This is a genomic window from Burkholderia sp. E168m15 (assembly GCF_016586105.1).
Taxonomy (GTDB): Bacteria; Pseudomonadota; Gammaproteobacteria; order Burkholderiales; family Burkholderiaceae; genus Burkholderia; species Burkholderia orbicola.
This window is the reverse complement of record NZ_BCPO01000075.1, coordinates 1-23763: the sequence shown is the minus strand read 5'-3', so window position 1 is coordinate 23763 and position 23763 is coordinate 1. Positions and strand designations below refer to the sequence as shown.

The following is a 23763-nucleotide window of genomic DNA, read 5'->3' as shown; positions in this document are numbered from 1 at the left end:
CGGCGGCGAACCGGCCGCCGCGGCAGGACCTTAGCGAAGCGACAAACATGGGCAAGGTGTATCTGATCGGAGCAGGACCGGGCGCGGCGGACCTCATCACGGTGCGCGGCATGCGGCTGCTCGAGCAGGCCGACGTCGTGCTGCACGACGCGCTCGTCGAGCCCGCGATGCTCGACTATGCGCCGAACGCGCGCAGGATCGCGGTCGGCAAGCGCTGCGGGCAGCGCTCGACCGCGCAGCATTTCATCAACAAGCAGATCGTCGATGCGGCGCGCGAGCATGCGTGCGTCGTGCGGCTGAAGGGCGGCGATCCGATGCTGTTCGGCCGCGCGGAAGAGGAAATGCGCGCGCTGGAAGCGGCCGGCATCGACTACGAGGTCGTGCCGGGCATCACCGCGGCGCTGGCCGGTGCGGCGACGCTCAAGCGTTCGCTGACGTTGCGCGGCGTGTCGCGCAGCGTCGCGTTCGCGACGCACAGCCGCGCGCCGGGCAGCGACGAGATCCGCGAAGCGGCGCGCGCCGATTCGATCGTCTATTACATGGGCCGCGACAGCGCGCCCGGCATCGCGCAGGAACTGATCGACGCCGGCCGTGCGCCGGCGACGCCGGTGGCGATCGTCGAGGCCTGCAGCACCGCACGCGAACGCACGCTGACGCTGACGCTCGCGCAGATGGCGGCCGGCGACGCGCAGGCGTGGCTCGATCCCGCGGAACCGAGCCTGCTGATGATCGGCGATGCGTTCGCCGAACGCGCACGGCAGGCGCAGGCGGGTGCGTCGGTGCGCCATGCCGCCTGAGCGCGGCTCGAACGCGGTCCGAAACGAAAAAAGCGCCGGCAGATGCCGGCGCTTTTTCTTTGGGTGCGGCGAAGGCGCGGGCTGCTACGCGTCGCCGCCGAGCTGGTCGATGCAATAGCGTGCGACCGCGTCGAGCACGCCGTCGTCTTCGCCGACGGCCGTCGCGCAGCGGATCTCGACGCCCGGATGCGCGGCGCGGCATGCATCGACGAGCTGCGGCAGGTCGCGGCGCACGTGGCCACCCTGGCCGAAGAACACGGGCACCACGGTGATGCGCGCGCAGCCGGCCGCGACTTGCGCGGCCACGGCCTCACCGAGCGACGGCGTCATCAGTTCGAGGAACGCGAGCGACACGTGCGTGGCAGGGGAGCCGGCGCCGCGCAGCCGCGCGGCGAGCCGCTCGAACGGCTCGGCCCAGCGCGGGTCGCGGGCGCCGTGGCCGAACAGGACGATACCGTGCGAACTCATGTGGAAGCCTCCGTCGTGACGACGCTCAGTGCCGGTCGACCCACTTGAGCGCGAACAGGCCGAGCGCGAGATAGATGAGGCCCGGCGTCGCGGCGGTGAGCGGCGCGGGCCACGTATTCAGCGTGCCGATGTGCGAGAACAGCGTGTTGAGCAGCTGGAAGCTCATGCCGAGCATGATGCCGCCGAACACCTTCACGCCGACCACGCCCGCCCGCGTGTGCAGGTACGCGAACGGCAGCGACAACACGAGCATCACGAACACCGCGAACGGATACAGCAGCTTGCGCCACAGCGCGATGTCGTAGCGCTGCGTGTCCTGCTGGTTCTCGCGCAAGTGCTGGATGTAGCGGAACAGGTTGATGATCGACATGCGCTCCGGCGACACGAGCAGCACCGACAGGATCTGCGGCGTCAGGTCGGAGCGCAGCCGGTATTCGGGCAGCGACACCTGCTGCGACCGGTACACGGGGTTCAGCGCATCGGCCGGCTGGCCGGTGATCGGCTTGATCGGCGTCAGCTCCGTCTCGGTGACGCCCTTCAGCAGCCAGTGGCCGGGCGGCTCGTAGCGGCCCGTCTGCGCGATCCGCACGTTCTGCAGCTGGAATTTCGAGTCGAATTCGTAGATGCGCACGTTGCTGATCGTCGAGTCGGGCGACAGGCTGCCGACGTTGACGAAGCGCGTGACCTGCTCGCCGTTCTCGCGGGCGGCGAGCGTGTCCTTGACCCACACACCGGACTGGAAGTTCGACGACACCGAGGCGCCGAGCGCCTGCAGCCGCACGCGTTCGGACAACTGGTCGGCGTACGGGCCGACGAATTCGCCGATCAGGTAGGTGACGATCACGAGCGGCACGCCGATCTTCAGCAGCGAGCGCAGCGCCTGGTTGGTCGCGAGGCCCGACACGCGGAAGATCGTGAATTCCGAGTTCGCGGCCATCTGCGCGAACACGTAGATCGCGCTGATCAGCGCGGCGACCGGGATGATCTCGTAGAAGCGCGACGGCGTCTGCAGCGCGACGCGCAGCACCGCGTAACCGAACTTGTAGTTGCCGTGCCCGACCGAGTTCAGCTCGCTGATCAGGTCGAAGAAGAAGAACAGACCCGAGAACGCGAACAGGATGAAGACGAACGTGATGTAGATCTGCCGCGCGAAGTATTTTTCATAGAGCCGCATCGATCATGCTCCCGAGCGGCCGAACAGCGCGCGTGTCAACAACGGACGATTGCGCACGCGCAACCAGAAAATGAACGCGACGATCGCCGCGACGACCACATGCAGGCCGACGAGGCCGACGCCGAACGACATCTTGCCCTGCTCGATCTGCGCCTGCACGACGTTCAGCAGGTTCGAGTACGTGAGGTAGATCAGCACGGCCATCACGAGGTTGATCGTGCGGCTGCGGCGCGGGTTCTGGTACGACAGCGGGATGCCGAGCACCATCAGGTTGATCGCGATCAGCGGCAGCCCCGCGCGCCACGCGAATTCCGCGAGATTGTCGCGCGTCGGGTTGCGCAGCAGGTCGGGCGTGGGCGTGCTGTTGGTGGTCTGCACGTTGGTGACCGGCTTGCTCGTGATCTTCACGCCGTAGCGCTCGAACTCCATGATCTTGAAGTTCGGCTGGCCGGGCGTGCCGTCGTAGCGGCGGCCGTCCTCGAGGACGACGAAGCGATCGCCGTCCTTCGAGGTTTCCGTATGGCCCGTTTGCGACACGACCACGTTGACCTTGCCGTTTTCCGTCGACGTGACGAAGACGTTCTGGACCTTGCTCTGGTCCGGCGACATCTTCTCGATGAAGAACACGCGATGGTTCGCGGCCGATTCGCGGAACTGGCCCGGCGCGAGCAGCGAGATTTCGTCGCGCTGCTGGAAGCGCGCGCGGATCATCTTGCTCTGCTGGTTCGACCACGGCCAGCCGACGAACGCGAAGAAGGTGATCAGCAGGATGATCGGCGTGGCGAACACGCCGATCGGCTTGATGAGGCGCGTGAGGCTCACGCCCGACGCGAGCCACACCACCATTTCGGAGTCCCGGTACCACCGGGTCAGCACGAACAGGATCGACACGAACAGCGTGACGACGAGCATCACGGCGAGGTAGCCGATCACGGTCAGGCCGATCAGCACGAGCACGTCCCGCGGATCGATTTCGCCGGACGCGGCGTAGCCGACGATGCGAATCATCATCGTCGTGAGCATGATCGTGAGCAGCACCATGAACACGGCGCCAGCCGTATACGCAAGCTCGCGCTGGAGGGAGCGTTCGAAGATCATTCTTGATGAGAAGAGGGCGGGAGGCTGCGCACGCGTGGTGGAGCGCTCGCGCCGCCACGGGAAAAATAGCGGATAATTGCGGCTTTCATCCTTAGCCCAGATTTTATCCGAGGACAAGCGCGATGGACTTTAGCATAAAAGGCTGTGATTGGAGCAAAGGCGAGGCCAAGGGGTTCCTGACCGGGAAGTCCGACTGCATCGTGCTCGGCATCTTCGAGGCGCAGACCCTGTCGGGCGCGGCGCTCGACATCGACACGGCCACCAAGGGACTGATCTCGCGCGTGGTGAAGGCCGGCGACATGGACGGCAAGCGCGGCAAGACGCTGTTCCTGCACGAAGTGTCGGGCATCGGCGCGTCGCGCGTGCTGCTCGTCGGGCTCGGCAAGCAGGATGCTTTCAATCAGAAAGCCTATAACGATGCGGCGACGACCGCCTGGCGCGCGCTGCTGGCGACCAAGGTCGTCCAGGTCACGTTCTCGCTCGCGCAACTGCCGGTCGACGAGCGCAGCTCCGACTGGGGCGTGCGCGCCGCGATCCTCGCGCTGCGCAACGAGACCTACCGCTTCACGCAGATGAAGAGCAAGCCGGAACCGGCGTCGCACACGCTCAAGCGCGTCGTGTTCAGCGTCGACCCGGCGGACGAAAAGGCCGCGAAGGTCGCGATCAAGCAGGCCGTCGCGCTCGCGAACGGGATGGATCTCACCCGCGACCTCGGTAACCTGCCCGGCAACGTCTGCACGCCGACCTATCTCGGCAACACCGCGAAGAAGATCGCGAAGGATTGGGGCCTGAAGGCCGAAGTCCTCGGGCTCAAGCAGATCCAGGCGCTGAAGATGGGGTCGTTCCTGTCGGTCGCGCGCGCATCGGTCGAGCCGCCGCAGTTCATCGTGCTGCACTACCAGGGCGCCGCCGCGAAGGCCGCGCCGGTCGTGCTGGTCGGCAAGGGCATCACGTTCGACACGGGCGGCATCTCGCTGAAGCCTGGCGAGGGCATGGACGAGATGAAGTACGACATGTGCGGCGCGGGCTCGGTGCTCGGCACGATGCGTGCGGTCGCCGAGATGGGCCTGAAGATCAACGTCGTCGCGATCGTGCCGACCTGCGAGAACATGCCGGGCGGCAATGCGACGAAGCCGGGCGACATCGTCACCAGCATGAAGGGGCTGACGATCGAGGTGCTGAACACCGACGCCGAAGGCCGCCTGATCCTGTGCGACGCACTCACGTACGCCGAGCGCTTCAAGCCGGCCGCCGTGATCGACGTCGCGACGCTGACGGGCGCGTGCGTGATCGCGCTGGGCGGCCACAACAGCGGGCTGTTCTCGACGAACGACGCGCTCGCGGGCGAACTGCTCGACGCGTCGCGCGAGGCGAACGACCCGGCATGGCGCATGCCGCTCGACGACGAGTACCAGGATCAGCTGAAGTCGAATTTCGCGGATCTCGCGAACATCGGCGGGCGCCCGGCCGGCGCCGTGACGGCCGCGTGCTTCCTGTCGCGCTTCACCGAGAGCTATCCGTGGGCCCACCTCGACATCGCGGGCACCGCATGGAAGGGCGGTGCCGCGAAGGGTGCGACGGGCCGTCCGGTGCCGTTGCTCGCGCAGTTCCTGATCGACCGCGCCGGCCAGTGATGGCGGGGCTGACGACGCTGCGGGTGCGCGGGCAATGACGCGGATCGATTTCCACTCGAACGTCGGCGATTCGCTCGCGTACGCGTGCCGGCTGCTGCGCAAGGCCTATCAGGCCGGGCAGCCGGTCGTCGTGCTCGCCGAGCCCGCGCGCCTGCGCGCGCTCGACGAGCGGCTCTGGACGTTCTCGCCGCTCGATTTCATCCCGCATTGCGGCGTCGACAGCGAGCACGCAGCCGGCACGCCGATCGTGCTGGCCGCCGATCTCGATCGTGCACCGCATCATCACGTGCTGCTGAACCTCGGCGCGACCGTGCCCGCGCAGTTCGCCCGCTTCGAGCGCCTGCTCGAAGTGGTCGGCAACGCGCCGGAAGAGCTGGCCGCGGGCCGCGACCGCTACCGGTTCTACCGCGACCGCGGTTACGCGCTGAACAACTACAAGCAGGGCGGCTAGCCGCAACCGTCGACGGAGTGTTCCCGTGACAGAAGCCGATTCATCCTCGATCCCGACACTGACCGACGTGCTGGTGCCGGGCAAGCCGGCGTCGGCGCGTTCGTCCGCGTCCGCCGCGCCCCAACCGCACGACAGCGCGGCCATTCCGGTGCTAACCGACGTGATCGCCCCGGGCGCCGCCGGTGCGGCGCCGGCTGATTTCCGTCAAACCGAAGCCGACCCCGAATCCGTCGTGGTCGAGCCCATCCCCACGCCGCACGTGCCGGCCGTCGAGTTGCCCGGCGACGCGGCGACGGCCGCCGCCGCAGGCGAGACCGATGCACCGGCCGAACCCGGCGCCGCGGAGCACGTGGTCGCAGAAGACGCGGCAGCGATGACGGCGCCGCTGCGCTCGTCGCTGGTCGATGACGACCTGCCGCCGCACACGTTCGCCGCGATTGCGCCCGAAGCGGTTGCGCACGCGCCCGGCACGGCGATGCCGCAGGCGGACCTGCCGAGTGCAGCGCCGCAGCCGGACGCGCAGGCCGCAGCGGGGCTGACGCCGGAAGATGCGCAGCACATCGCCGAACGGCTGCGCAATCGGCTGACGAATTATCTGACCGGTGCGGGGCGCGACGCCATCGAAGCGCGCTGTCGCGATGCGCTGCACGAGCATTCGGCCTGGCTGGTCGGCCAGATCACGCGCGAAGTCGCCCTCGCGCTGGAAACCGAGGTGATGGACTGGGTGCGCGATGCGGTCGATGAAGAGATCGCCCGCCGTCGCGTCGGTCATTCCGGCTGAACGGCCGATCTTTCGCGCTGGCGAAAAAGAGGGGGCGGGTCCGGTAAGGGCTTGCGAAGGCGCCGCAGAGGTGTGGCGCGGCCAGTACCAGGCCGCCTTCTTGCTGCGCACTGCACACGGCGCGGGTACGCCGCGCGAGTATCCGATTCAGCGGACCGACAGCACCCACTGGGCGAGCGTGTGGGCTTCGATGCTCGTCAGTTGCGTATTGGCGGGCATCGGCACGCTGCCCCATACGCCGACGCTGCCTTTTACGATCGATTGCGCCAGATAATCGGCGGCGTCGCCGCGCGCCGCGTACTTGCCGGCGATGTCGTGGAACGACGGGCCCATCAGCGGCTTGCCGATTGCATGGCACGCCATGCAGTTCTTGCGCTGCGCCAGCGCGAGCCCGTCGGTCTGGTCGGCACGCGCCGCCGCCGCGCTGCCGGTCAGCAGCGTGGCGAGCAGCACGCGCAATATCGTCTGTTTCATGCGGTTCTCCGCCGGCGGGGACGGCCGGCTTCATGGTCCGCGCATTATAGAAGCAAAGGGGAAGCACGTTTTGCGCGTTCCCGGCGGCCTCGTTTATCGGGGTCGCATGCCTTGCGGCCCTGCTTCAACCCGTGACCGCCCCCTGGTTCGCCGGTCGTGCGAGCACCGCGAATTTCGCGAGCACCCCGCGCGTATAGCGCGGCGCCGGCTGTCGCCACGCGGCGCGGCGCCGGGCGAGTTCCGCCTCGTCGACGTTCAATTGCAGCAGCAGCCGGTGCGCGTCGATCGTGATCGAATCGCCTTCCTGCACCAGCGCGATCGTGCCGCCGACGAACGCTTCCGGCGCGACGTGGCCGACCACCATGCCCCAGGTGCCGCCCGAGAAGCGTCCGTCCGTGATGAAGCCGACCGATTCGCCGAGTCCCTTGCCGATGATCGCGGAAGTTGGCGCGAGCATTTCCGGCATGCCGGGGCCGCCCTGCGGGCCGAGGTAGCGCAGCACGAGGATGTCGCCCGCGCGAATCCGGTCGCCGAGGATCGCGTCCATCGCGCTCTGTTCGTCGTCGAACACGCGCGCCGGGCCCGTGATCACCGGGTTCTTCAGGCCGGTGATCTTCGCGACCGCGCCGTCTTCCGCGAGATTGCCCTTCAGGATCGCCAGGTGGCCTTCCTTGTACAGTGCGCGGTCGATCGGGAAGATCACATGCTGGTCCGCGCGCGGCACGGCCGGCACGTCCTTCAGCTCGTCGGCGATCGTGCGGCCGGTGATCGTCAGGCAGTCGCCGTGCAGCAGCCCCGCATCGAGCAGGATCTTCAGCACCTGCGGAATCCCGCCGGCCCGGTGTAGGTCGGTCGCGACGTATTGTCCCGACGGCTTCAGGTCGCAGATCACCGGCACGCGCTTGCGAATGCGCTCGAAGTCGTCGATCGTCCAGTCGACTTCGGCCGCGTGCGCGATCGCGAGATAGTGCAGCACCGCATTGGTCGAGCCGCCGGTGGCCATGATCACCGACACCGCGTTCTCGATGGATTCCTTCGTGATGATGTCGCGCGGCTTCAGGTCGCGCTTCACCGCCTCGACCAGCACGCGTGCCGATTCGGCGGCCGAATCGACTTTTTCCTGGTCGGGGTTCGCCATCGTCGACGAATACAGCAGCGACATCCCGAGCGCCTCGAACGACGAACTCATCGTGTTCGCGGTGTACATGCCGCCGCACGAACCCGACGTCGGGCACGCATTCTTCTCGACGCCTTCGAAGTCTTCCTGCGACATCCGGCCCGCGGTGAATTCGCCGACGGCCTCGAACGACGACACGATCGTCAGGTCGCGGCCCTTCCAGTTGCCCGGGCGGATCGTGCCGCCGTACACGTAGATGCCCGGCACGTTCAGGCGTGCGAGCGCGATCATGCCGCCGGGCATGTTCTTGTCGCAGCCGCCGACCACCACCACGCCGTCCATCCACTGGCCCTGCACGCAGGTCTCGATGCAGTCGGCGATCACTTCGCGCGACACGAGCGAGTACTTCATCCCTTCGGTGCCCATCGACATGCCGTCCGAAATCGTCGGCGTGCCGAAGATCTGCGGGTTCGCGCCGGCCGCCTTCACGGCATCCACGGCCGCGTCCGACAGGCGCTGCAGGCCGGAATTGCACGGCGTGATCGTCGAGTGGCCGTTCGCGACGCCGACCATCGGCTTGTCGAAATCGTCCTTCTGGTAGCCGAGGGCGTAATACATCGACCGGTTTGGCGAACGGGCCACGCCTTGCGTGATGTTTTTAGAGCGGCGGTTGTACGACATGGGGAGCTCCATCGTTGTTTTGGCGACGCCGGCGCGACCGGTGCGCCGGGTGGATCAACCAAGCATGGAGTTTCAGTTATCGGATGTCCAATATATTATTTGTCGCTTATTAAGTCGTTTTACGAATGAGTCGAGCATGGCCGATCCCACCCCCGACCTGCGCCAGTGGCGCTATTTCGTCACCGTCGCCGACGAGCGCCATTTCGGCCGCGCGGCCGAGCGCCTGTCGATGACGCAGCCGCCGCTGTCGCAGGCGATTCGCGCGCTGGAGGACGCGCTGGGGGTCGCGCTGTTCGTGCGCACCAAGCGCTCGGTGGCGCTGACGGCGGTCGGCGCGGCGCTGCTGCCGGACGTGCGCCGGCTGCTGGCGTCGGCCGACGCGCTGCCGCCGCTCGCGCGGCGGCTCGCACGCGGCGAGGCCGGCTCGCTGTCGCTCGCGTTCGTGTCGACCGCCGACTACGGGCTCTTGCCGTCGTTGCTGCGTGCGTTCGGCGCGCGCTATCCGCAGGTGCGGCTGCAACTTGCGGAAGCGACGAGCGACGTGCAGATCGACGAACTCGTCGCCGGGCGCATCGATGCCGGGCTCGTGATTCCACCCGTGCCGCCGCGACACGCGGCCGGGCTGTCGTACCTGCCGGTGGTGCGCGAACCGCTGGTGGTCGCGATGCCGGCCGGGGCATCCGATGCGCCGGAGGACGCGCCCGTGCAGCTCGCCGAGGTTGCCGCGTTGCCGCTCGTGATCTTCCCGCGTCGTTTGGCGCCCGGCTTTTATGACATCATTACGGGCTGCTACGGCGCGGCGGGGGAAACCCCCCACATCGGCCAGGAGGCGATCCAGATGCAGACGATCGTCAGCCTCGTGTCGGCCGGCATGGGCGTCGCACTGGTGCCGCAATCGCTGCGTAACCTGCGGCGCACCGGCGTGGTCTACCGGCCGCTCGCCGGCCCTGCGCCGGTCGTCGAGACGGGCCTCGTGTGGCGCACCGGCGACGTGAGCCCCGTGCTCGCCGGCTTCATCGACGTCGTGCGCGCGCAAGGTCTTGCCGCGTGACGTGAACGATGGCGTGCGCGCCCCGTCCAACGCGCGGTGCCGCACATGTGCGACGGCCGTACCGTATTCGAAAACTTCTTCGCTAACCCATGATCATTCACCCGAATTTCGACCCCGTTGCGATCCATCTCGGGCCGCTGGCCGTGCGCTGGTATGGCCTCATGTATCTCGTCGGCTTCATCGCGGCAATCGTCGTCGGCCGGATCCGCCTGAAGCTGCCGTACGTCGCGGCGCAGGGCTGGACCGCGAAGGACATCGACGACATGATGTTCTACGGCGTGCTCGGCACCGTGCTCGGCGGCCGGCTCGGCTACGTGCTGTTCTACAAGGCCGATTTCTATTTCTCGCATCCGCTCGACGTGTTCAAGGTGTGGGAAGGCGGCATGTCGTTTCACGGCGGCTTCCTCGGCGTGACGCTCGCGATGATGCTGTTCGCGTGGCAGCGCAAGCGCCACTGGCTGCAGGTCACCGATTTCGTCGCGCCGATGGTGCCGTTGGGGCTCGCGGCCGGGCGGCTCGGCAACTTCATCAACGGCGAACTGTGGGGCCGCGTGACCGATCCGACGGCGCCGTGGGCGATGCTGTTCCCGGGCGCGATGCGCGACGATGCGGCGTGGCTGCCGAAACATCCGGAACTCGTCGAGAAGTGGCATCTCGCCGACGTGTTCATGCAATACCAGATGCTGCCGCGCCATCCTTCGCAGCTCTATGAAATCGCGCTCGAAGGTATCGCGCTGTTCTTCGTGCTGTTCCTGTTCGCGCGCAAGCCGCGGCCGATGGGCGCGATATCCGCGCTGTTCCTGATCGGTTATGGCCTCGCACGTTTCACGGTCGAGTTCGCGCGCGAGCCCGACGACTTCCTCGGCCTGCTCGCACTCGGCCTGTCGATGGGGCAGTGGCTGTCGTTGCCGATGATCCTCGCCGGTATCGCGATGATGGTCTGGGCGTATCGGCGTCGCGCGGCGAATGCGGCTGCTTGAAGTGACTACATGAAGTGGCTGCATGAGGTGGCCGCATGACGCAGTAGCGATGCACGTGCGCCTGGCACGCGCATCGGTCACCCCGATGCACATGAAAACGCCGGCCCTCGGGCCGGCGTTTTTCGTTTCCGACGACTGCGCGATGTGCGTTACTTCATCTGCACCGAGCCGTTGACGGTGACCGACACGGTGGCCTTGCCGCCTTCGACCGCGATCGGCGCGCTCATCTTCGCGCTGTCCATCGGCGCCGCGGCCATCGCCATCATGCGCGGGTACGGCTGCACGTTGCGGCCGCTGCCGACGTTCACGTCGCGGATCGTGTAGCTGCTGTAGCCGAACGCCTTCGCGGCTTCGTCCGCGCGGGCGCGGAACGACTTGATCGCTTCGGTCGTGAGCTTCTGCTCGGCCGTGCGCTGTGCTTCCGGCGACAGCGAGAATTCGACGTTCGCGACCTGCATCAGGTTCGACAACTGGCCCGCCAGCTTCGACGCCGCGGCGAAATCGCGCGATTCGAGCGCGACCTCGGTGCGGCCGCGCCATGCGGAGATCTTGCCGTCGCGATCGGTGCTCGGATACACGGAGAACGCGCCCGTGTGCGCGGTGACGCCCGACACGCCCTTCGCCTGCGACAGCGCCGCATCCGCGCGCTGGTTCAACTGCGCGGTGAGGCTGCCCGGGTCCTTGGCCTGCTGCTCGTAGAACAGCGTGATGTGGATGATGTCCTGCGGCACGTCGGCACTGGCCTGCGACGAAAGCGACAGCACGCCCGCCGGCTCCGGAAAGTGCGGATTCGCCGCCTGCGCGTGCGCGGCGGGCGACGCGAGCGTCAGCGCGACGGGAACGGCGGCGGCGAGGGCGAGCGACAGCGCGAGTGCGGATTTCTTGGTCATTGTTGGACTCCTTGTGCGAGGGCGCGCACGCGGATCACGCGTGCGCGACGCGGGCGTACCGCGCGACGAAAAAACGACAGCCGGCCCGATTGGCCGACAGCGGTTGCTTAGGCTGCGCGAATGCTTCGCGAGTTCCGTTACGGCAACGCGTACTGACCGGATTTGACGTTTGGCGCGCGCCTACTTCATCAACTTTTCGGTGATGAATCGCCATTCCGCCCGCGTGACGGGCGTGATCGACAGCCGGTTGCCGCGCGCGAGCACGCGCATGTCGGCGAGCTCGTCGTGTTCGCGCAGCGCGGCGAGCGGCACGAGCGGCGACTTCTTCACGAAGCGCACGTCGACGAGCAGCCAGCGTGGCGCTTCCTGCGTCGATTTCGGGTCGTAATAGGGGCTTTTCGGATCGAACTGCGTGGGATCGGGGTAGGGCGTCGACGATACTTCGGCGAGGCCCGCGATGCCCGGCTCGGGGCAACTGGAGTGATAGAACAGCACGCCGTCGCCGATCTTCATCGTGTCGCGCATGAAATTGCGCGCCTGATAGTTGCGCACGCCGGTCCACGGCAGCGAGCGCTGCGGTGCGTTGGCGAGATCGTCGATGCTCGCTTCGTCCGGTTCGGACTTCATCAGCCAGTATTGCATGGTCGTGATCGACGCAGAAAGAGGCTGCTACAAAAGAAAACGGCACCGGGCGTTGCCCGATGCCGTTGGATAGGCCCCCGCCTTGGCCGCTAGGCCGGCATCCTGAACCTGAGGTTCAGAATTGGTCGCAGTTAGCAGCACTTCGGGTACATCAGACAGAGTGACGCGCGCGCCCGTGCTACAAATTTCCGCAACCGTGCACATGGCATTGGTTCAAGGAATATATGACCTTGGCGAACCAGGCAGGGAAGCTGACTGAACTGTGTTTCGATGCGCCAATTTGACCACCGTTGATCGTCGAGATCAAGCGGAATCGACGTATCGTTTGAAACGTTACTGCGTCTCGTGCTGTGCGAGTACCGCGCCGAGCTGTTCGTTCATCTGGTGCATTGTACGACGGATTTCCTCGGCCGGAAATGCTTCACCGTGCCGCACGCTCGTTTGCAGTCGCAGCAATTCCGATGCGAGGGACAGCGCCGCCATCACCGCGATGCGATCGGTGCCGCGCACCGAGCTGTTCGAGCGGATTTTCGACATTTCGGCGTCGACGCGTGCGACCGCTTCGAGCAGCGCCGCTTCGGTCTCGGCCGAACAGGCGAGCCGATAGGGCTGACCGAGAATCGAGACTTCGATCTGCTTGGTGCTCATGCATGTTCTCCGTGGCTGGCCGCGTCATCGCCATCCGTGCGCGCCTGCGCATCGAGCAGGTCGAGCTGGTTGTCGGCTTGCTCCGCGCTCTTCGAGCGCGGCAGCTTTTCGAGAATCGCGTTCAGTTTCACCTGGGCGTCGTCGATCTTCGCCGACAGCGTGTCGCGCTCGGCCGCGAGCGCATTGCGTTCGTCGCGCAGCTGCGCGAGTTCCGCGCGGACCGTGTCCGCTTCCGCGCGCAATTGCGCGACCTGCTCCTCGAGCGCGAGCCGTTCCGAGTGATAGCGCTTGTTCAGCGAAATCAGACGGCCAATATTTTGAGATAGGGTTTCGAGTTCGTTGAGCATTTGCTGCGTCCTCTAAAGACCCAGCATTTTAGCGCGGAATAACGCGCAATCCGACATCTGTAACGTTTCCAGTCGTAACACCCCGGCTTCTTGCCGCGAATAGGCGTGTCCCGCGCCGCGCCGGACGCTTCCTTGACGCTCGCGCGACCGCCTCCTAAACTGGCGCCGCCTCGGTGCTCGCGCGCAGGACGCGCGGTTAAACGGGAAGCAGGGTGCGGGCTCCACGAGCGTGCCAACCTGCGCTGCCCCCGCAACGGTAAGCGGCCGCGTCGTGTGACGCAGGCCGGCTCGGGCGCGTTTCGCGTGCAGGTCGCAGGCGGGCGCGGGCCACTGCGCGTCATCGCGCGGGAAGGCGAGCCGGACCGCCGCCAGCCCGGATACCGGCCGAGACGGGGAGCCCGCACGGGCTTCATGACGCGCGACCTGCGGGGAAGCAGGGCGCGCAATGTTTCACGGAACGTTCTTCGATGCCGACCCCAATCGTCCGCCACGCGCCCCTGTCGCGCCCGGCCGGCTGCCGCAAGCGGATGCGCCGCGCGTCGTGCGCGCGGCCGTGCGCGGCATGAGCGCCGCACGCGCCACCGTCATCTGGGCCGCGCTGGCCGCGTTGGTCGCGCTGCTGTTCGTCGCGTCGCTGTCGATCGGCAGCGTGCCGATGTCGCCGTGGCAGGCGCTCGCATCCCTCGTGCCGCACGGCGGCGACACCCTGTTTGCCGACATCGTCCGGACGCTGCGCCTGCCGCGCGCGCTCGCGGGTTTCGCGTGCGGCGCGCTGCTCGCGCTGGCCGGCGCGTTGTTGCAGGTGCTGCTGCGCAATCCGCTCGCCGAGCCGTACGTGCTGGGTGTGTCCGGCGGCGCGGCCGGCTTCGCGCTCGTCGCGATGATCGCGGGCGGCGCATGGTGGCTCGTCGACGCATCCGCGTTCGCCGGTTCGCTCGTATCGGTCGCGCTGGTGCTCGGTCTCGCGCGGCGCGAGCTGTGGCGGGGCGACTCGCGCGACGCGTCGCCGCGGCTGCTGCTCACCGGCGTCGTGATCGCGGCGGGGTGGGGCGCGCTCGTCACGCTGTTGCTGTCGCTCGCGCCCGACGCGCGGCTGCGCGGCGTCATCTTCTGGCTGACGGGCGACCTGAACGGCGCGACGGCGCCATGGTTCGCGTGGGGCGCGCTGCTGCTGAGCGCAGGCGTCGCGCTGCCGGTCGCGCCGCAACTGAACGTGCTGCTGCGCGGCGACGCGACCGCGCAGGCGCTCGGCGTGCCGGTCGCGCGCCTGCGCGTGCGGATCTATCTCGTCGCGTCGCTGGCCGCCGCGGCTGCCGTGACGACGGCCGGGACGATCGGCTTCGTCGGCCTCGTCGTGCCGCATGCGTTGCGGCTCGCATTCGGCAACGACCAGCGGATGCTGCTGCCGGCCGCGATGCTCGCGGGCGGGGGCGGCGTGATGGCGGCCGACCTGCTCGCGCGTACCGCGATCGCGCCCGCGCAATTGCCGGTCGGCGTGATGACCGCGTTGATCGGCGTGCCGGTGTTCCTGTGGATGTTGCTGAGGAGGCCGATGCGATGACGGGCACCGCGGCACTGAACGCCGCCGCCGGCGACCTGCACTACAGGGCCGTCGACCTGACGCTGAAGGCCGGCGCGCGCACGTTGCTCGACCGCTTCACGCAGGCGTTCCGCCCCGGCGAGATCTGGTGCGTCGCCGGGCCGAACGGTGCGGGCAAGACGACGCTGCTCGCCACGCTCGCGGGATTGCAGCCGCCGGCCGGCGGACACGTCGAGATCGACGGCCGGCCGCTTGCCGCGTGGCGCCCCGAGCCACTCGCGCGGCGCCGCGCGCTGATGCCGCAGCAATTGCACGATGCGTTCAGCGCGACCGTGTTCGACACGGTGCTGCTCAACCGCTTTCCGTATCTCGGCGGCTGGGGCTGGGAGCGCGACGACGACCGCACGGCCGCGCGCGCTGCACTCGCGACGTTCGACCTGAGCCCGCTCGCGTCGCGCGACGTGATGTCGCTGTCGGGCGGCGAGCGGCAGCGGGTCGCGCTGGCCGCGACGCTGTGTCAGGATGCGCCGCTGATGCTGCTCGACGAACCGCTCGCGCATCTCGACCTGCATCACCAGATCGATTGCCTCACTGCGCTGGCCGCCTGGCTCGCGGCAGCCCCGCGCACGATATTGTTTTCGTGTCACGACCTGAATCTCGCGCGGCGCTTCGCGACGCATGCGCTATTGCTCGACGGCCGTGGCCATGCGTCGGCCGGCCTCGTGCACGACGTGTTGACGCCCGAGCGCGCGAGCGACGCGTTCGGCTATCCGCTCGTGCTGATCCGCGAGAACGGCCGCGATGCGCTGCTGCCGGCGTGGCCTGCGCGACAATGACCTTTCCTGTTCCGATTTTTCCGATGCGCGGCGCATGCCGCGCCCACGACCCGGCTCCTCGATGACGACTCCCACCCCATTCCCGCCCGCGATCGCGCCGCTCGACGACGCGCTGCGCAAGCGCCTCCAACATGTGATCGACCACAAGACCAAGCCGCCCGGCAGTCTCGGCCAGCTCGAGGCGCTCGCGCTGCAGATCGGCCTGATCCAGCTAAGCGAGCGGCCGGTCGTGCAGCGTCCGGTGACGATCGTGTTCGCGGGCGATCACGGAATCGCGGCCGAAGGCGTCAGTCCTTATCCGCAGGCGGTGACTGCGCAGATGGTCGCGAACTTCCTGGCCGGCGGTGCGGCGATCAATGCGTTCTCGGGTGTCGCACAGAGCACGCTCGAGATCGTCGATGCGGGCGTCGTATCGCCGCTGCCGGTATCGGACCGGCTGGTGTCGCTGCCGGTCGCGCGCGGCACGCGCAACTTCGCGACGGAGCCGGCGATGACCCGTGAAGAAGCGATGACGGCGCTGGCCGCCGGCGCGGCGCGGGTACGCCTGCACGCGTCGCTCGGCACGAACGTGATCGGTTTCGGCGAGATGGGGATCGCGAACACGTCGTCGGCCGCGTGCCTGATGAGCCGCCTGCTCGACGTGCCGATCGACGCCTGCGTCGGCCGCGGCACGGGCCTCGACGACCAGGGTCTCGCGCACAAGCGCGCGGTGCTCGGCCGCGCGCTCGTCAAGCACTCGCATGCGATCGCGCCGCTCGACGTGCTCGCGACGTTCGGCGGCTTCGAGATCGCGATGATGACGGGCGCGTACCTCGCGGCCGCGAGCGAGCGGATGACGATCCTCGTCGACGGCTTCATCGCGACCGCCGCGCTGCTCGTCGCCGAGCGCATCGCGCCCGGCGTGCGCGACTACTGCGTGTTCTCGCATACGTCGCACGAGGCCGGGCACCGGCGCATGCTCGAGCATTTCGGCGCGAAACCGCTGCTCGCGCTCGACCTGCGGCTCGGCGAAGGCACGGGCGCAGCGCTCGCGCTGCCGCTGGTGCGCGCGGCGGCCGCGTTCCTCAGCGAGATGGCGAGCTTCGAGTCCGCCGGCGTCGACAATCGTGACGCCTGAGCGCGCGCGCGGCATGTGGGCCGAACTGCGCTACTTCTTCGTCGCGCTCGGCTATTTCACGCGCGTGCCCGTGCCGCGCTCGATCGGCTACGCGGCCGGCGATCTCGACCAGGCCGCGCGCTATTTCCCGCTCGTCGGCGCCTGCGTCGGCGCATGGGGCGCGCTCGTCTATCTCGTCGCACTGCGCGTGCTGCCCGCGTCGATCGCGGTCGGGCTGTCGATGGCCGCGACGCTGCTCGCGACCGGCGCTTTCCACGAAGACGGCCTCGCCGACAGCTGCGATGCGTTCGGCGGCGGTTACACGCGCGACGACGTGCTGCGCATCATGCACGATTCGCGGATCGGCACGTTCGGCGCGGTCGCGCTCGTGATCGCGCTCGGCCTGAAATGGCAGGCGCTGGCGGCGATGCTGCCGCTGCGCGCCGCATGGACGATGATCGCCGCGCATGCGGCGAGCCGCGCGATGGCCGTGAGCCTGCTGATGTCGCTCGACTACGTGCGGCCCGAAGGCAAGGCGAAGCCGGTTGCGCAGCGGATGGGCGCACGCGCGGCGTGCGTCGCGGCGGGGTTCGGATTGCCGTGGCTGTTCTGGCCGGACTGGCGCATGGGCGTTGCCGCGTGCGTGGCGCTCATGCTCGTGCGCGCGTGGCTGGCCCGCTATTTCGTGAAGCGGATCGGCGGTTATACGGGCGACTGTCTCGGCTTCACGCAGCAACTGGGCGAACTGACGATCTATCTCGTGGTGCTCGGATGGACATCGTCCTGATCCGCCATCCGGCCGTCGGCATCGAGCCGGGCGTCTGCTACGGGCGCAGCGACGTGCCGCTCGCCGATTCGACCGATGGCGGTGCGCAGGCCGTGCGTGCGCATCTGGCGGAACTCGGTGCGCCGTTACCCGAGCAGGTCTGGACGAGCCCGCTGACGCGCTGCGCATCGATTGCCGAACGGCTCGCGCGGGCTTTCGACGTGCCGTTGCGGCGCGATGCCGACTGGCAGGAAATGGATTTCGGTGCGTGGGAAATGCAGCGCTGGGACGATATCGACCGCGCGGCGCTCGATGCATGGGCGGCCGACCTGATGCATGCGTGCGCGCACGGCGGAGAAAGCGTCGCGCGATTCGTCGCGCGGGTTGCGCGGCGGGCCGATGCGCTTGCGGCATTCGACGGGCCGCAATGGGTCGTCACGCATGCGGGCGTGATCCGCGCATTCGCGTCGCATGTGTTGCGCGTGCCGCTCGATACGCTGCTGTCGCGGCCGGTGCCGACCGGCGGGGTCGTGTGGCTGCGCACGGACGACGACACGCGCACATGGGAAGTCGTGCACTGGGACGCATAGGTGCACTTGCGTCTGCAAGCGAACGACGCGGCACACGGATCGATCTGCGCTCGGCCGCCGGACGCATCCGGCACCGATGCGCGATGAACGCGCGAGCCGCTGCGCGGGAAATCAGCGCACCGGCCGCCGCGCACGCGCGGCATCCAGATCCTCGCACAGCGCGGCCGCACCCTGCGCGATCCGCGGCGATGGCCGCGTCAGCAGATCGCCGTCGATCGCGAACAGGTTGTTGCGCGCCACGGCCGTCAGCGCGGGCCACGCACGCCAGCGCGCGAGGCTCGGCAGCGGTTCGTTCGAACGGGTCGCGCCGGCACTCGTCGTCACGATCGCTTCCGGATTCGCCGCGAGCACGGCCTCGTCGGTCACGGTCGGCGCGAGCGGCTTGAGCGACGCGAATACGTTGCGGCCGCCGCAGAGTTCGAACACTTCGTTGATCAGATGCGTGCCGTTGAGCGTCGTCAGCGGGCGGTCCCACACCTGGAAGAACATCGTGACGGGCGGGCGTGCCGCGTAGCGTGCGCGCAGTGTCGCGATGTCTCGGGTAAAGGCGGCCGCGGCGGCATCGGCAGTCGGTTGCGTGCCGAGCAGCGTGCCGAGCCGGCGCAACGACGACGACACGTCGTCGAGATGCTTCGGTTCGCTGAAGAACAGCGGAATGTGCAGCGCGCGCAGCGCGTCGGTCTGCCGCTCGGCGTTGCCGTGCCGCCACACGACGATCAGGTCGGGCTTCAGCGCGGCGATGCGTTCGAGATCGAGCGCCTTGTTGTCGCCGACGCGTGGCACCGCTTGCGCGGCGGCCGGATAGTCGCTGTACGTGACGGTGCCGACGAGCTTCGCGCCGCCGCCGGCCGCATAGACGAGCTCGGTCGCGTGCGGCGCGAGGCTGATTACGCGCTGGGCAGGCGCGGGTAACGTGACCGTGTTGCCGGCGTCGTCGCGGGTCGTGACGTCGGCGTGGACGAGCGGTGCGTGAGCGAGCGCGGCCAGCAGCGCGGCCGGCGCGAGCCGGCGGAACATGGGGGCGCTCATGCGGATGCCTTCAGCAGCGGCACGCAATGCGCGAGCGCGTCGCCGAGGCGCTGCCATTCGGCTTCGCTCGCCGGCAGGCCGATGCGTACGCTCGACGGCGCCGGGAAGTGCCGCGTCCAGATTCCGCGTGCCGCGAGCGCGGCATGCAGCGCCGCGGCGCGCGGGTCGTCGCTCCAGCTGAAGAGCGGCGTCGCGCGAACCGCGAAGCCGTGCGCACGCAGCAGCGCGGCCAATCGTTCGCCGTCGGCCGCGAGCCGCTCACGGGCGGCAGCTTGCCATGCGCGATCGGCGAACGCCGCGGCGACCGCGTGGCGCGCGGGGCCGCCGACCGTCCACGCGCCGAGCGTGTCGCGCAGCGCGGCGATCAGCGCGGGATGCGTGAGCACGAAGCCCGCGCGAATGCCGGCAAGCCCGAAGAACTTGCCGACCGAGCGCAGCACGACGAGCCCCGGACGATCGACCCGCGGCGCGAGCGAGGGCGCGGCGCCCGTATCGGCGAACGCTTCGTCGACGATCAGCGTGCCGCCGCGTGCCGCCAGTTGCGCATGCCAGCCGAGCAGGCGCGCGGTCGGCACGCACTCGGCCGTCGGATTATTCGGATTCCCGACGATGATGTGGCGCAGCGTTGCGGGCAGCGTATCGGCGTGGATATCGAGCGTGACGACGCGATGGCCGTGGCGCGCGAACGCGGGCGCGTATTCGCCGTACGCGAGCGCCGCGACGCCGGCGTCGCCGGCCGGCAGCAACGCGGGCAACGCGCGGATCGCGGCCTGGCTGCCGGCAACCGGCAGCACGTGCGCGGCATCGGGCGCGTGGTAGTGCTGCGCGGCACAGGCCGCGAGACCGTCGCCGTCGTCGGGCAGCCGGCGCCATGCGTCGGCCGGCACGGGCGGCACCGGGTAGCCGACCGGATTGATGCCGGTCGACAGGTCGAGCCACGCGTCGTACGGAATGCCGTGGCGGCGGGCGGCTTCATGCAGGTTGCCGCCGTGCGCGATGGATGAATCAGACATGATGGGTGGCCATGACGAGTGCGCCGCTCGCGACCAGCAGCGCGAGCCACAGCGCGAGCGTGCGCGTGACCAGCGACAGCGCGGCGACGATGTGAAGGGCGGTGGCCGTGGCCCCGGTGCCGAGCACCGGGCGATCCTCGATTTCGCCGTGATAGACGGCCGGGCCGCCGAGCTGCACGTTCAGGCTGCCGGCGCCCGCGGCCATCACGGGGCCCGCGTTCGGGCTGTCCCAGTGGCGCGCCTGCGTGCGCCAGCAGCGCCACGCGGCTGCCGTGTCGCCGAGCAGCGCGTAGCTCGCGGCGGTGAGCCGCGCGGGAATCCAGTTCAGCGCGTCGTCGATGCGCGCGGCGGCCCAGCCGAAAGTCAGGAAGCGCGGCGTGCGGTAGCCCCACATCGCGTCGAGCGTGTTCGCGAGCCGGAACAGCAGCGCGCCGGGGCCGCCCGCGACGACGAACCAGAAGAGCGCGCCGAAGATCGCGTCGTTGCCGTTCTCGAGCGCCGATTCGACGGCCGCGCGCGACAGCGCTCCTTCGTCGGCCTGGCTCGTGTCGCGCGACACGATGCGCGCGGTCAGCGTGCGCGCCGCGTCGAGGTCGCGCCGCAGCAGCGCGGCGGCGATCGGCGCGACGTGGTCGGCGAGGCTCTTCGCGCCGAGCGCGAACCACAGCAGCGCGACGTGCAGCGCTGCGGCGAACGGCCAGGGCAGCACGGCGACGAGCCATGCCGCGACGGCCACCGGCGGCACGACCGCCGCGAGCCACGCGGCGACGCCGATTACGCGGCCGCGCCGGCCCGTGTTCAGTGCGGCTTCGATGCGCGCGGCGAAGCGGCCGAACGCGACGAGCGGATGCCAGCCGGCCGGCTCGCCGATGGCGCGGTCGACGATCGCGGCCGCGACCGCGAGCATCGCGACGACGGGCAGCGACAGCATCAGCATGACGGCGCGCCTGCCTTGAGGTCGAGCGGCAGCCCGGCGACCAGCAGCGTGACGCGCGTCGCGAGCGCGGCGACGCGCTGGTTCAGGCGCCCGAGCTCGTCGACGTAGCGGCGCGTGACCGACCCGAGCGGCACGACGCCGAGCCCGATCTCGTTGCTGACGACGATCACCTTGGCACGCGCGCCGCGCAGCGCATGTTCGAGCCGCTCGACCTGCGCCGCGTACTGCGCATCGTCGAGCGGTTCGCCGTCGGCGGGACACAGCAGGTTGGTGAGCCACAGCGTCAGGCAGTCGACGAGCAGGCACGCCTGCGAATCGTCGAGCCGCGCGAGCGTGCCCGGGAGATCGACGCTCGCGTCGGCGAAGCCCCAGTCGGCCGGCCGGCGCGCGCGGTGATGCGCGATGCGCTGCGCGAATTCGGCATCGGCGGCGGTCGCGGTCGCGATGTAGGTGACGGGGCGGCCGCTGTCGGCGGCGAGCCGCTCGGCATGCGCGCTCTTGCCCGAGCGCGCGCCGCCGAGGACGAAGGTGAGGTCGTGCGGAATCATCGCGTGATTGTAACGGCGCGGGCGACCCGGCGCGGGCGATAATGCCGCCTTTGCTTCGCGACACCTTTCACACGATGAATGCACCCGAGCCGCGGCCGCGCGGCACGCTGATGATCCAGGGCACGACGTCCGACGCGGGCAAGAGCACGCTCGTCGCGGGCCTGTGCCGCCTCGCGCGCCGCGGCGGCGCGCGCGTGGCGCCGTTCAAGCCGCAGAACATGGCGCTCAACAGCGCGGTGACGGCAGACGGCGGCGAGATCGGCCGCGCACAGGCGTTGCAGGCGCTGGCCGCCGGCGTCGCGCCGCATACGGATTTCAATCCGGTGCTGCTGAAGCCGACGAGCGACCGCGGCGCGCAGGTGATCATTCACGGCCAGGCGCGCATGAACCTCGACGCGCGCGCGTATCACGACTACAAGCCGGTTGCGTTCGATGCGGTGCTCGAGTCGTATGCGCGCCTGCGCGCCGGGTACGACACGGTGATCGTCGAAGGCGCCGGCAGCCCGGCCGAGATCAACCTGCGCGAAGGCGACATCGCGAACATGGGCTTTGCCGAGCGCGTCGACTGTCCGGTCGTGCTCGTCGCCGACATCGATCGCGGCGGCGTGTTCGCGCATCTGGTCGGCACGCTCGCGTGCCTGTCGGACAGCGAGCGCGCGCGCGTGCGCGGCTTCGTGATCAATCGCTTTCGCGGCGACCTCAAGCTGCTCGAACCGGGACTCGACTGGCTGCGCGCGCAGACGGACAAGCCGGTGTTCGGCGTGCTGCCGTATCTGCACGGGCTGCTGCTCGACGCGGAGGACATGCTGCCCGCGCAGGCGCGCAGCGCCGCCGCTCGCAGCGATGCCGGCGTGTTGCGCGTCGTCGTGCCCGCGCTGCCGCGCATCAGCAACCACACCGATTTCGATCCGCTGCGCGCGCATCCGCAGGTCGAATTCACGTATTGGAAGAGCGGCCCCGTACCCGACGCCGATCTGCTGATCCTGCCCGGTTCGAAGAGCGTGCAGCGCGACCTCGCGTGGCTGCGCGATGCGGGCTGGGACGCGCTGATCCGGCGCCATCTGCGCTACGGCGGCAAGGTGATCGGCATCTGCGGCGGCATGCAGATGCTCGGCCGCACGCTCGACGATCCGCTCGGCCTCGAAGGCGCGCCCGGCAGCGTGCCGGGGCTCGGGCTGCTCGATTTCGACACGACGCTGCAACCCGACAAGACGCTGAAGAACGTGACCGGGCAACTCGCGCTGCCGGGCGCGGCCGCCGTGCGCGGCTACGAGATCCACATGGGCGACACGCGCGGGCCGGCGCTCGAGACGCCCGCGCTGATGCTGGCCGCCGATATCGCGCGGGAGGGCGTGCGTCCCGACGGCGCGCTGTCGGCCGACGGCCAGATTCTCGCGACCTACGTGCACGGGTTGTTCGACGCACCCGACGCCTGCGCGGCGCTGCTCGCGTGGGCGGGGCTCGACGGCGCGGCCCGCATCGACTACCCGGCGCTGCGCGAGGCTTCGCTGGAGCGGCTGGCCGACACGTTCGCCGCGCACCTCGACCTCGACGCGCTGTACGCCGAGTTTCGTTGAGGCCGGCCCTCGCTTTTTCCGCCCGATCGCGTACAACAGAGGAGGGCGGAGGTCCGCCCGAAGGAGGGCGACGATGAGGGCGCGACGGTGGTGGGGCGTACTGCTCGCGGTGCTGCTGGGCGTGTCGGCGGTGGCGCATGCGTGCGATTCGTATGCGCCGGGCGGCGGCCAGTCCGGCGGCGACGCCACGCAAGGCAAGAGCGGTTACTGAGCGGGATGCAGGGCATGATCGGTCATGCCCTTTTTTTGCGTCGATTCGTTCCTTGATGGAATCAATTTAAGCGGTATGGCGTGTTTATCGGCCGAATCGATTCGAATAGAGTGCGATCCACTCCCATCCACTCACGAAGGACTCCGTCATGAACGCCAACCGCCTGAACGATTTCGCCGCGACGCTGCTGCGCGTCGCCCTCGGCGTGCTGTACCTCGCACACGTCGCACAGAAGGTCTTTGTTTTCACGCTGCCCGGCACCGCGCAGTTCTTCGCGTCGATCGGCCTGCCGGGCTGGCTCGCCTACCTGACCACGTTCGTCGAACTGGCGGGCGGCCTGGCGCTGCTCGCGGGGTTCCGCGTGCGCATCGCCGCGCTGGTGCTGCT

General features: G+C 69.0%; 27 protein-coding genes, 1 other RNA gene and 1 riboswitch. Of the genes, 14 read left to right on the top strand and 14 right to left on the bottom strand.

Annotation, left to right across the window (positions count from 1 at the left end; all coding sequences use genetic code 11):
- The first annotated feature begins 47 nt into the window (after nt 1-47).
- Nucleotides 48-797 (top strand): uroporphyrinogen-III C-methyltransferase, encoded by a 750-nt coding sequence (cobA, locus tag JMF86_RS12265; RefSeq protein ID WP_011545984.1) that lies wholly within the window; start codon nt 48-50, stop codon nt 795-797.
- Between the two features lie 84 nt (nt 798-881).
- On the opposite strand, the gene JMF86_RS12260 is transcribed toward cobA, so the two are convergent.
- Genes JMF86_RS12260 through lptF form a run of 3 tightly spaced genes read right to left on the bottom strand, consistent with a single transcriptional unit; the run spans nt 882 to nt 3537 of the window.
- On the bottom strand, nt 882-1265 hold the full coding sequence (locus tag JMF86_RS12260) for a sirohydrochlorin chelatase (protein WP_011545983.1): 384 nt from the start codon (nt 1263-1265) through the stop codon (nt 882-884).
- A 25-nt stretch (nt 1266-1290) separates the two neighbouring features.
- Complete coding sequence (gene lptG / locus JMF86_RS12255) at nt 1291-2439, bottom strand: LPS export ABC transporter permease LptG (protein ID WP_011694364.1); 1149 nt, start codon at nt 2437-2439, stop codon at nt 1291-1293.
- A 3-nt stretch (nt 2440-2442) separates the two neighbouring features.
- The gene (gene lptF, locus JMF86_RS12250) at nt 2443-3537 is read right to left on the bottom strand and encodes an LPS export ABC transporter permease LptF (RefSeq protein WP_011694363.1); all 1095 of its coding nucleotides are present in this window, start codon (nt 3535-3537) and stop codon (nt 2443-2445) included.
- A gap of 122 nt (nt 3538-3659) precedes the next feature.
- Between lptF and JMF86_RS12245 the strand changes: the two genes are divergently transcribed.
- The 3 genes from JMF86_RS12245 to JMF86_RS12235 are packed head-to-tail and all read left to right on the top strand — an operon-like array spanning nt 3660 to nt 6403.
- Nucleotides 3660-5171 (top strand): leucyl aminopeptidase, encoded by a 1512-nt coding sequence (locus tag JMF86_RS12245; RefSeq protein ID WP_054928041.1) that lies wholly within the window; start codon nt 3660-3662, stop codon nt 5169-5171.
- Nucleotides 5172-5205: 34 nt separating this feature from the next.
- The gene (locus JMF86_RS12240) at nt 5206-5622 is read left to right on the top strand and encodes a DNA polymerase III subunit chi (protein ID WP_006478083.1); all 417 of its coding nucleotides are present in this window, start codon (nt 5206-5208) and stop codon (nt 5620-5622) included.
- Nucleotides 5623-5647: 25 nt separating this feature from the next.
- On the top strand, nt 5648-6403 hold the full coding sequence (locus JMF86_RS12235; protein ID WP_011545979.1) for a DUF2486 family protein: 756 nt from the start codon (nt 5648-5650) through the stop codon (nt 6401-6403).
- Nucleotides 6404-6550: 147 nt separating this feature from the next.
- On the opposite strand, the gene JMF86_RS12230 is transcribed toward JMF86_RS12235, so the two are convergent.
- Together JMF86_RS12230 and ilvD are read right to left on the bottom strand one after the other, a co-directional pair.
- Complete coding sequence (locus JMF86_RS12230) at nt 6551-6877, bottom strand: c-type cytochrome (RefSeq protein ID WP_006478085.1); 327 nt, start codon at nt 6875-6877, stop codon at nt 6551-6553.
- Nucleotides 6878-7001: 124 nt separating this feature from the next.
- Entirely contained in the window at nt 7002-8675 is a 1674-nt protein-coding gene (gene ilvD / locus JMF86_RS12225; RefSeq protein WP_011694362.1) for a dihydroxy-acid dehydratase, read from the bottom strand.
- Nucleotides 8676-8811: 136 nt separating this feature from the next.
- Here ilvD and JMF86_RS12220 point away from each other — a divergent pair, with 136 nt between their 5' ends.
- Together JMF86_RS12220 and lgt are read left to right on the top strand one after the other, a co-directional pair.
- Nucleotides 8812-9726, top strand: coding sequence for a LysR substrate-binding domain-containing protein (locus JMF86_RS12220; protein ID WP_006478087.1), 915 nt, complete (start codon nt 8812-8814; stop codon nt 9724-9726).
- An 89-nt stretch (nt 9727-9815) separates the two neighbouring features.
- Nucleotides 9816-10706: a prolipoprotein diacylglyceryl transferase gene (gene lgt, locus JMF86_RS12215; RefSeq protein WP_011545976.1), complete on the top strand. Its 891-nt coding sequence runs from the start codon at nt 9816-9818 to the stop codon at nt 10704-10706.
- Between the two features lie 149 nt (nt 10707-10855).
- Here lgt and JMF86_RS12210 read toward each other — a convergent pair whose 3' ends face one another.
- From JMF86_RS12210 to JMF86_RS12190, 5 genes are all read right to left on the bottom strand, one after another.
- A complete protein-coding gene (locus tag JMF86_RS12210) occupies nt 10856-11596 on the bottom strand; it encodes an SIMPL domain-containing protein (RefSeq protein WP_011545975.1) in 741 nt (246 codons plus the stop codon).
- Between the two features lie 180 nt (nt 11597-11776).
- On the bottom strand, nt 11777-12238 hold the full coding sequence (locus JMF86_RS12205; RefSeq protein ID WP_006478090.1) for an EVE domain-containing protein: 462 nt from the start codon (nt 12236-12238) through the stop codon (nt 11777-11779).
- A gap of 70 nt (nt 12239-12308) precedes the next feature.
- Nucleotides 12309-12490, bottom strand: a non-coding RNA gene (gene ssrS / locus JMF86_RS12200) — 6S RNA.
- A gap of 81 nt (nt 12491-12571) precedes the next feature.
- Nucleotides 12572-12886, bottom strand: a complete 315-nt coding sequence (locus JMF86_RS12195) for a cell division protein ZapA (RefSeq protein WP_006478091.1) — start codon at nt 12884-12886, stop codon at nt 12572-12574.
- Entirely contained in the window at nt 12883-13233 is a 351-nt protein-coding gene (locus JMF86_RS12190) for an ATPase (RefSeq protein WP_006478092.1), read from the bottom strand. The genes JMF86_RS12195 and JMF86_RS12190 overlap by 4 nt, the downstream gene beginning before the upstream one ends.
- 154 nt (nt 13234-13387) lie before the next feature.
- Nucleotides 13388-13637: riboswitch (cobalamin riboswitch) on the top strand.
- A 41-nt stretch (nt 13638-13678) separates the two neighbouring features.
- Here JMF86_RS12190 and JMF86_RS12185 point away from each other — a divergent pair.
- The 5 genes from JMF86_RS12185 (at nt 13679) to cobC (ending at nt 18061) form a co-directional block, all read left to right on the top strand.
- Entirely contained in the window at nt 13679-14794 is a 1116-nt protein-coding gene (locus JMF86_RS12185) for an iron ABC transporter permease (protein WP_011545974.1), read from the top strand.
- Nucleotides 14791-15609 carry an ABC transporter ATP-binding protein gene (locus JMF86_RS12180; protein WP_011545973.1) on the top strand — a complete coding sequence of 273 codons (819 nt, stop codon included), beginning with the start codon at nt 14791-14793 and terminating at the stop codon, nt 15607-15609. Before JMF86_RS12185 ends, JMF86_RS12180 begins: the two co-directional genes overlap by 4 nt.
- Nucleotides 15610-15670: 61 nt before the next feature.
- On the top strand, nt 15671-16726 hold the full coding sequence (gene cobT, locus JMF86_RS12175) for a nicotinate-nucleotide--dimethylbenzimidazole phosphoribosyltransferase (protein WP_011694361.1): 1056 nt from the start codon (nt 15671-15673) through the stop codon (nt 16724-16726).
- Nucleotides 16727-16739: 13 nt separating this feature from the next.
- Nucleotides 16740-17492, top strand: a complete 753-nt coding sequence (locus JMF86_RS12170; protein ID WP_011545971.1) for an adenosylcobinamide-GDP ribazoletransferase — start codon at nt 16740-16742, stop codon at nt 17490-17492.
- A complete protein-coding gene (gene cobC / locus JMF86_RS12165; RefSeq protein ID WP_011545970.1) occupies nt 17477-18061 on the top strand; it encodes an alpha-ribazole phosphatase in 585 nt (194 codons plus the stop codon). The genes JMF86_RS12170 and cobC overlap by 16 nt, the downstream gene beginning before the upstream one ends.
- 111 nt (nt 18062-18172) lie before the next feature.
- Here the strand turns inward: cobC and JMF86_RS12160 are convergent, their stop codons facing one another.
- Genes JMF86_RS12160 through cobU form a run of 4 tightly spaced genes read right to left on the bottom strand, consistent with a single transcriptional unit; the run spans nt 18173 to nt 21588 of the window.
- Nucleotides 18173-19090, bottom strand: a complete 918-nt coding sequence (locus JMF86_RS12160; RefSeq protein WP_011545969.1) for a cobalamin-binding protein — start codon at nt 19088-19090, stop codon at nt 18173-18175.
- Nucleotides 19087-20103, bottom strand: a complete 1017-nt coding sequence (gene cobD, locus JMF86_RS12155) for a threonine-phosphate decarboxylase CobD (RefSeq protein ID WP_011545968.1) — start codon at nt 20101-20103, stop codon at nt 19087-19089. Before cobD ends, JMF86_RS12160 begins: the two co-directional genes overlap by 4 nt.
- Nucleotides 20096-21040 carry an adenosylcobinamide-phosphate synthase CbiB gene (gene cbiB, locus JMF86_RS12150; protein WP_041489237.1) on the bottom strand — a complete coding sequence of 315 codons (945 nt, stop codon included), beginning with the start codon at nt 21038-21040 and terminating at the stop codon, nt 20096-20098. Before cbiB ends, cobD begins: the two co-directional genes overlap by 8 nt.
- A complete protein-coding gene (gene cobU, locus JMF86_RS12145) occupies nt 21034-21588 on the bottom strand; it encodes a bifunctional adenosylcobinamide kinase/adenosylcobinamide-phosphate guanylyltransferase (protein ID WP_011545966.1) in 555 nt (184 codons plus the stop codon). Before cobU ends, cbiB begins: the two co-directional genes overlap by 7 nt.
- Before the next feature lie 74 nt (nt 21589-21662).
- Here cobU and JMF86_RS12140 point away from each other — a divergent pair, with 74 nt between their 5' ends.
- The 3 genes from JMF86_RS12140 to JMF86_RS12130 all read left to right on the top strand — a co-directional run.
- Nucleotides 21663-23165 (top strand): cobyric acid synthase, encoded by a 1503-nt coding sequence (locus JMF86_RS12140; RefSeq protein WP_041489325.1) that lies wholly within the window; start codon nt 21663-21665, stop codon nt 23163-23165.
- Nucleotides 23166-23238: 73 nt separating this feature from the next.
- Nucleotides 23239-23376: a hypothetical protein gene (locus JMF86_RS12135; protein WP_164728347.1), complete on the top strand. Its 138-nt coding sequence runs from the start codon at nt 23239-23241 to the stop codon at nt 23374-23376.
- A gap of 148 nt (nt 23377-23524) precedes the next feature.
- On the top strand, nt 23525-23763 hold a 239-nt coding region (locus JMF86_RS12130), incomplete at its 3' end, for a DoxX family protein (RefSeq protein WP_201317002.1).

Bases quoted from the DNA above. Each gene is read 5' to 3' on its own strand.
- cobA (WP_011545984.1), top strand. From the start codon at position 48: ATGGGCAAGGTGTATCTGATCGGAGCAGGACCGGGCGCGGCGGACCTC.
- JMF86_RS12260 (WP_011545983.1), bottom strand. From the start codon at position 1,265: ATGAGTTCGCACGGTATCGTCCTGTTCGGCCACGGCGCCCGCGACCCG.
- lptG (WP_011694364.1), bottom strand. From the start codon at position 2,439: ATGCGGCTCTATGAAAAATACTTCGCGCGGCAGATCTACATCACGTTC.
- lptF (WP_011694363.1), bottom strand. From the start codon at position 3,537: ATGATCTTCGAACGCTCCCTCCAGCGCGAGCTTGCGTATACGGCTGGC.
- JMF86_RS12245 (WP_054928041.1), top strand. From the start codon at position 3,660: ATGGACTTTAGCATAAAAGGCTGTGATTGGAGCAAAGGCGAGGCCAAG.
- JMF86_RS12240 (WP_006478083.1), top strand. From the start codon at position 5,206: ATGACGCGGATCGATTTCCACTCGAACGTCGGCGATTCGCTCGCGTAC.
- JMF86_RS12230 (WP_006478085.1), bottom strand. From the start codon at position 6,877: ATGAAACAGACGATATTGCGCGTGCTGCTCGCCACGCTGCTGACCGGC.
- ilvD (WP_011694362.1), bottom strand. From the start codon at position 8,675: ATGTCGTACAACCGCCGCTCTAAAAACATCACGCAAGGCGTGGCCCGT.
- JMF86_RS12220 (WP_006478087.1), top strand. From the start codon at position 8,812: ATGGCCGATCCCACCCCCGACCTGCGCCAGTGGCGCTATTTCGTCACC.
- lgt (WP_011545976.1), top strand. From the start codon at position 9,816: ATGATCATTCACCCGAATTTCGACCCCGTTGCGATCCATCTCGGGCCG.
- JMF86_RS12210 (WP_011545975.1), bottom strand. From the start codon at position 11,596: ATGACCAAGAAATCCGCACTCGCGCTGTCGCTCGCCCTCGCCGCCGCC.
- JMF86_RS12205 (WP_006478090.1), bottom strand. From the start codon at position 12,238: ATGCAATACTGGCTGATGAAGTCCGAACCGGACGAAGCGAGCATCGAC.
- JMF86_RS12195 (WP_006478091.1), bottom strand. From the start codon at position 12,886: ATGAGCACCAAGCAGATCGAAGTCTCGATTCTCGGTCAGCCCTATCGG.
- JMF86_RS12190 (WP_006478092.1), bottom strand. From the start codon at position 13,233: ATGCTCAACGAACTCGAAACCCTATCTCAAAATATTGGCCGTCTGATT.
- JMF86_RS12185 (WP_011545974.1), top strand. From the start codon at position 13,679: ATGTTTCACGGAACGTTCTTCGATGCCGACCCCAATCGTCCGCCACGC.
- JMF86_RS12180 (WP_011545973.1), top strand. From the start codon at position 14,791: ATGACGGGCACCGCGGCACTGAACGCCGCCGCCGGCGACCTGCACTAC.
- cobT (WP_011694361.1), top strand. From the start codon at position 15,671: ATGACGACTCCCACCCCATTCCCGCCCGCGATCGCGCCGCTCGACGAC.
- JMF86_RS12170 (WP_011545971.1), top strand. From the start codon at position 16,740: ATGTGGGCCGAACTGCGCTACTTCTTCGTCGCGCTCGGCTATTTCACG.
- cobC (WP_011545970.1), top strand. From the start codon at position 17,477: ATGGACATCGTCCTGATCCGCCATCCGGCCGTCGGCATCGAGCCGGGC.
- JMF86_RS12160 (WP_011545969.1), bottom strand. From the start codon at position 19,090: ATGAGCGCCCCCATGTTCCGCCGGCTCGCGCCGGCCGCGCTGCTGGCC.
- cobD (WP_011545968.1), bottom strand. From the start codon at position 20,103: ATGTCTGATTCATCCATCGCGCACGGCGGCAACCTGCATGAAGCCGCC.
- cbiB (WP_041489237.1), bottom strand. From the start codon at position 21,040: ATGCTGATGCTGTCGCTGCCCGTCGTCGCGATGCTCGCGGTCGCGGCC.
- cobU (WP_011545966.1), bottom strand. From the start codon at position 21,588: ATGATTCCGCACGACCTCACCTTCGTCCTCGGCGGCGCGCGCTCGGGC.
- JMF86_RS12140 (WP_041489325.1), top strand. From the start codon at position 21,663: ATGAATGCACCCGAGCCGCGGCCGCGCGGCACGCTGATGATCCAGGGC.
- JMF86_RS12135 (WP_164728347.1), top strand. From the start codon at position 23,239: ATGAGGGCGCGACGGTGGTGGGGCGTACTGCTCGCGGTGCTGCTGGGC.